We start from the raw sequence: 6,005 nt of genomic DNA, 5'->3' as shown, positions 1-6,005 counted from the left end.
AAAGTCACGGCCCGTACCGCTCGTTACCAGGTCCGCGCCAAGTCCGCCCACAACCACATTGTCGCCATCGCCTGCCGCAATCACATCCGCGCCGCCGAAAGATGGCGATGTCGAAACTACGGTAGCGACTTCGCCTGCGCGGTATAGTCGCGCATCAAGAGTGTAATCGGGCGCGAGCAGCCGGATTTCACCAAAGTCGCCAATGATAATGTCATCACCGTCACCGCCGAAAATCTGGTCATTACCAGCTGTAAGGATATCACCGCTCTCTCCGACGATAGCTGCTCCGGCTTGACTGACCACGAAAATTACCTGGGCGGCTCGATCGGCTCGACGCGTAAGATCCAGATTTAGGCCATTGTCGCCGTAGAGATGATCGACACCCGCTCCGCCATAAATTGTATCGCCGCCTGAACCGCCGAAGATCTGGTCATTGCCCGATCCTCCAATGATGACGTCGTCACCGCCGCCGCCGAACACAATAACTCCACCCGCGATGCGCGAAAGATCGATCACGTCGTTCCCGGCGTTGTCGAATGGAATGCCAAGGTCGCTCCGTTGGCCACGCGGCGCGTTGTACAGCGAACCGTCCTGCGTGCTATCGCCTAGAATTATAAGCGGTATCTGCCCTTGTGTGGTGCCGAAAGCCGTAATGCTATCGCCACCCATCGTCGCCGCGCCGCTTATCGGATCGACGAGTTCGCTGTTACCACCGCCTTGTACGACCAGTAACGGACTTCCGATGTGAACAGTCCCAGTTCCCGCTGCATCCGTAACTGATGCTCGATTGGCTCGAGCGACTATCAATCGCGCTCCGTCGCTAGAGATAGAGCGGACAAAATATTGCCCATCGTTAACGCCCATTCCCGCAACGGTAATCGAATCGCCCATGCGAACACCATCCGCGTACCAATCTCCAGTGTCGGTGCGCCGCAGGGCATCGATGTTAAGCGTTGGGTTATGTGTAAACTCAAACGGACCGCTGATGGCTGTCGGCGTGACGTCCACGTTCACCGTATCATTTCCGGCGCCCATGAGAAGGTTCAACACTTCAACACCATGGTAGTTGATACCGCCGACAAAGGTTAAGTCAGCGGAACCTTCGCTTCCCGCTATTGTCATAGGAGCGGTCCCCATCCCCAAGCCAGTTACAGTCCTAACTGTAAGGTTTGCGGAATGGTCTGATTGTGCACCATCGTCGTGGATAATCAGCCTGTCGGTTTGGTTCGTCTCATCAGTGTCTAAAGAGACGGTGAGCGGAGCCTGCGGTCTCTCGCTTGGCAGCATTACCGCAAGGTTGAGCGAGCGATCTGCCCTCGTTACTCCACCCTCAATAAGCACGGGACCAAGGATATCCGCGGCTGTATGTTTGCTCTGCGGGAATTGCTTGATATTTTGTTGGTTTGCGGCCGCGATAAAGACCGGATCCGCCTTCAAAGTGATGAGGGTCGGGATGTTCCAGTCCGATGTGGTAAAGCGCACTGCAGCAACGACCTGTTTGACTGACAGAGCGCTATTATAGCCCGTCACTTCCGGTACATTGCGCGTTAGTGTCAACACCAATCCATCCGTACTGATCGCTTGGACTTTGGATACATCACTCGCGGCACCGACCTGAACCAACATCCCCACCTGGAATTTCTGGTCTGACCAAGAAATCCCGTCCGTGCGGGTGAGCGTTGTGCGTCCCTTACTGTCAACCGAACCCGATGCAGATACAGTGTAAGATCCCACTTCGCTCGCGAATACGCGCCCACCAAGAACGACACTAGTTGCGCCATCCGCATTAATCGCAACAATGACGTCCGCCGTCGGAGCGCGGGTAAGACGCATGGAATAGGAATCGTTTGTTGGAGCAATACCGGCGTCCGGATCACCTTGGCTAATGATGGTGCTGCCATTTGAAGGCTCAACGAGAACGCCAGCGGTTTCGTTGTCTAAGACTGTGACCAGCGTTTCATCAACTGCAAGATCGTTGTAAACCGGATCGCTGCTAGACAAAGTATAACTGATGCTCGACGTAACGCGATCTTCAATTGCCGCGTCATCCACGGCAGAAATGATAACGGTTTGCAGCTGATCCCAATTTTGGTCTGTGAACACAAGTGTCGTTGTAGAAAGGGTAATCTGGCTATCGTGGCGTAGGGTAACCGTAACATTTCCGGTAGGCTTGCTCGACAATCGCACAGTATAACTATCAGCCAGCGCTCCATCGCCCACCGCGCCCTCTACAACGAGATTTGAGGCGTTGCTGGGGATGACAATGAGGCCGCCGGCATCATCATCAACCACGTTCACCAACACAGACGGCATCTTGTAATTCGCGATTGCCTGAACCTGCTCATTGCGCGGGTCTGAACTGGTTACAACTATGCTGTGGCTAACGACGACATCCTTGGTTCCCTCTAACGCATCGTCGCTCTGCGCCTGAACGAAGACGGTTTGCGTGCTCGACCAGTTCACGCCTGCTGTGAATGTAATGGTGATAGCCTCGGCGAATGTGCCATTAGCATCATCTGCAATGCCCACAGTTCGCGCGGTCTGGGTCCCATCCGGACGTTTAAGCGGTTGCTCAAGATCCCGGGTTGATGCACGCGCTGCAACGATCGTTATCGTTACTTTAGTGCCAAGCGGAACGCTGGTTTCAGGGACCGACATCGAAATGACATAACTGTCGAGCGCCGTAGAGCCTTCGACCACCTGCTTGTTGGCCGAATTGACTATAGTCACTGGCGCAACTTTTCCGACGGACGTTAAGCTTATTCCGAGGCCATCAACCAGCAGGCGATCATAGCTTGCGTCAACACTAGCAACCCCGTGCGAAATAAGTCCGCTGGTTGCGCCTTGCTCGGCGCTAACAATGCGGTTGGTTACATCCCCACCGACAATGAAATTGTCCGATCCCAGTCCGCCTATCAGCGTGGTAAGTACCTTGGCGCGCGAACTGATGATGTAGAAGGTGTCATCCCCCTCGAGTCCGTCGACCTCGATCGATTCCTCTAGACCGCTCAGCTGAATATTGAGCCCGGCACCGAACACGCCCTGATTTGTTACTACAAAACTGTCGCTGCGCTCCGTGCCCAAAACGGTGAGCGTATCAAATCCAGCCCCACCATTAATACTAAGTGGAGCGTTTACGTTATACTCAATCTGATCGTCGCCATCCCCGCCGTTTAGCGCGATATTATCTGTTGCGACAAATGCACGGACGAGGAAGTAATCATTCCCTTCCTCTCCCTCTAGTCGCAGGAATGCCTTGTTACTGTAAACGGAGAAGCGGTCATCACCGGTGCCTCCGTAAATTACCAAAGCTTGACTTATACCGTATGAGAGGAAGCCTTGGGTGATATTGGTACCAGCAATCTCGTCACCCTCGGCTACTCCACTGCTATACAATCCGGTTACGGGATCAAAATCTTCGGCGAGGTTCGGGCTCTTCCCGTACACTTGGCCGATTTGGAACCCATCGGCGCCAGCGCCGCCATCAAGCGTAAGAACGGCAGACGTCCCGTCCAGCACGAAATTGTCCGTCCCGGCATATGCGTTAATACGAACGCCGCCATTAATGCTCGCATCATAATTGATCCGTTCTAACTGCGGGTTGTACGCAGCAGCAGCATAGTCTCCATGCAAACGCGCGATGAAGTTATCTCGAACGAGGAAAATGTCGTCAACGGTACCGACCGACGTACGACTTGTCGAACGACCATCAATCACAAGCGTATCAACGCCATCGTCCGCCGCGCCACTATCGTGCACTGTCACAATATAGTCGGTCAGCGTAGAGCCATTCGCATCGACGTCCGTCAGTTGGAAATATACCGCGTCGGTGCCGCCTTCGCCATCAACGTTCATTGTGCCGCCCGTCCGGCTACGGGTTTGTAGTTCCCCAATGTTAATACAATCCGAACCTTCACCACCCTTTATAAAGACGTCACCTATCAACACCGGCTGGTTGAACGCGACGCTGTCATTTCCTCCATTGCCCGTGACGGTAAAGATCCCCGGCTGCGCCGTCCCAGCAGCGCCAGCGCGGACACGCATTGTGTCAAATCGAACCTGGTCGTCGTCTAGACCCGCATCGACCGTGATTGTGTCAGCATCCAAGAGGCCCTGACTGAACAACAGAGCATCGTTACCGCTACCGGTTGCCACCAATATAGATCCGCCTGCCCCCAGTGCGTTCCCGGCAGTCCAATGGCCGGTGACTTCGATCCTGTCAGCGCCCGCCCCAGTTATAACACTAATTACGCCTGCGGACGCACTGGCGACAATCGTCTGCTCTAACCTTATGGTATTTAAGCCATCGCCGAGCACGACGCGCACATCTCGTGCGGCGGTCCAATCATCGCCGATCTGGGCAATGATCGCATCGCTACCCGAGCCGGCGGCAATTAGCAGATCGCGGCCACTCATAAAGGTGCCATTTAGGGTGAGGGCGTTGCTGCCGTTACCGACGTCGACGCGAATATCACCAGCTAGCGACCGCCATGCACCGGTGAGCGTAAGCCGGTCGTCGCCCGCCCCACTGATCAACGCGACGTCGGAGCCTGAAACGTTAGCAGAAGACCAAAGACTGTTGGTCCCGGTTCCCAAGTCCGTTAAAATGCTCCCTCCAGCGATCCAGTTTCCGACGATGTCGAGGCTGTCATTGCCGGCGCCCGCTGTAAACACGATGACGCCGGAGCCTCCCGTGGCCTCAACCACTTGTGCCAATTTCGCATCGTTGTTTCCGTCGCCCAGTGCGACGGAGATACGAGAGACAGCGCGCCAATCATCGCCTGCGAGAGCGATGATATTGTCGTCACCTGAACCAGCAGAGATAATGATCTCCCCCGCAGCACTAAAGGTACCATAGAACCGCAATAGGTTGTCGCCGCCGCCTGCATCAATGGACACGTTGGATGCTGTAGCGAGCCAATCGCTATTGATGTTGATTACGTCGCTGCCGCCAGCTGTATCTAACAGGATCCCTGCCCCGTAAACATCGCCATTGTGTGTGAAGCTGTCAGCGCCAGCGCCCAATTGCATGCTAATCATGCCTGAAGACGACCAAGAGCCATTAGCTAAGACAGTATCGTTGCCGGATCCTGTTTCTAGGGTAATGCCGCTGATCCCGACGACGTCCTGATCAAGGCGCACAACATCTGTGCCGTCGCCCAAGTCCATTGTGATGGCCGCCATAGCGCGCCAATCGTCTCCAGCAACGGCATCCAGAAGATCGGAGCCGCCGCCAGCGCGGATTACGATCGAACTAGCCGCGGTTATCATACCGTGGAGGTTGAGGACGTTATCGCCGCCATCGACTAGGATATTAACGTCGCCAGTTTTAGCGCGCAGATTACCGGTAATCGTTAGCGCATCGCTGCCACCCCCAGCAACGATAGAGATAGAACCGCCCGTAACATCCCCGCTAACTGCGAGAATGTTTTCGCCTTCACCTAGCGATACTGAGACATCGCCAGTTACCTCCCACGCCTCAGTCGCACTGACCGAATCAGTCCCGCTTCCGGTCGAAAGTAACATTGTACCTAGTGCGGTAATCGCCTGATCAAAGGCGACGATATTCGGGCCGCCTCCCAGTTCAACGCGCACGTTTCGGCCAGCGGTCCAGTCTTTTCCAAAATCAACGTCAAGCAAATCAGTCCCGCTGCCTGTTAATACGATGATATCGCGGCCCGCCGCAATCGACCCGTGCAAATTCAAAATGCCGACGCCGTCACCGGTCAAGAACGCAATGTCGCCCGTATAGCTCGTCCATGTGTTGGTGATCGTAATGTCGTTCTTACCAAGACCGGACATATGGGTGATATCCGCTCCACTCACCAACCCATCGAACTGAGATATGTTGTCGCCGTCACTGAGCGAAATCAAAACAGCACCACCAGCGGTCAGGCTATCCGCAGCGGTCAGGCTGTCCAACCCAGATCCCGTCGACAGCGACAGGCTCGTCGCTGCAGTAACAGAGGCACGCAGATCAATCGTGTTGGCCCCGTCGTCCATAT

General features: G+C 55.0%; 1 protein-coding gene. It reads right to left on the bottom strand.

From position 1 onward, the window contains the following. A partial coding sequence (locus tag GGR91_RS04760; RefSeq protein ID WP_407698387.1) for a beta strand repeat-containing protein occupies positions 1 to 6,005 on the bottom strand: 6,005 nt, incomplete at both ends.

Source organism: Sphingorhabdus rigui (assembly GCF_014196595.1).
GTDB classification, from domain to species: domain Bacteria; phylum Pseudomonadota; class Alphaproteobacteria; order Sphingomonadales; family Sphingomonadaceae; genus Sphingorhabdus_B; species Sphingorhabdus_B rigui.
Note: the sequence above shows the minus strand (reverse complement) of the source record. Positions and strands in the feature narration are given on the sequence as shown.